Source organism: Escherichia sp. KCJ4928, from assembly GCF_004352695.1.
Classification (GTDB): domain Bacteria; phylum Pseudomonadota; class Gammaproteobacteria; order Enterobacterales; family Enterobacteriaceae; genus ECMA0423.
The window spans coordinates 1-714 of sequence record NZ_SJWV01000510.1 but is presented as its reverse complement, the minus strand read 5'-3'; the positions used below and the strand labels follow the sequence as shown (position 1 = coordinate 714).

The 714-nt window shown below is 48.0% G+C and carries 1 protein-coding gene; it reads right to left on the bottom strand.

Annotation, left to right across the window (positions count from 1 at the left end):
* A partial coding sequence (locus tag E0D98_RS25200) for an RHS repeat-associated core domain-containing protein (RefSeq protein ID WP_131891439.1) occupies nucleotides 1-714 on the bottom strand: 714 nt, incomplete at both ends.

Sequence of the window (714 nt, the reverse complement as noted above, 5' to 3'; positions counted from 1 at the left end):
CATCATTTTCTTTTGTTACTTTATTTCCTTTATCGTCAGAGTAAAAACCGTGAGTGTGATAATCGCCTACTCTCTCTGAACCTTCAGGGCATTTTATATTTCGCAAGTCTACACTATCATTATCATTTGAACTTATCGGATTCATGGGGAAATATTCACCTTGCTTCTTACATATTAGTCCACCATATTCTTTATTCTCGTTAATTGATTCTCCATTACACATTGCCAATGCAAATATTCCAATATCATCTATATTTTTTGATTTAAATTCATATAATCCTAATGGATCCATGCTATTCACCGGGCTCAGCGGATATGTATACAGGTTCCATCCCCCCTTCAGCCCAATCGGATCCTGAGTGATATACCGCCCCCGCAGCGGGTCATAATAGCGGTGGCGGTTATAATACAGGCCGGACTCCTCATCATACTGCTGCCCCGGCAGGCGGATGAGCTGCTGCAGCTGGTGCGGGTTCTCTTCATTCAGCTGGTTACCCCATTCATCGTATTCTGCGTACCACGCTGTTGTCCCTTCCGTGCTGATAAGGGCCAGCGGCAGGCCGCGATGGTCGCAGTGGTACAGGTGAATTTTTCGCGCCGGCGTGTACACCGGGTCCATCTGGTTTTGCATCTGCTCCACGGTCAGGCCGCACGATGCCAGCCAGCGGCGGCTTTCCTCACTCACCCGGTCAGCCAGGATTTCACTTTCCAGCC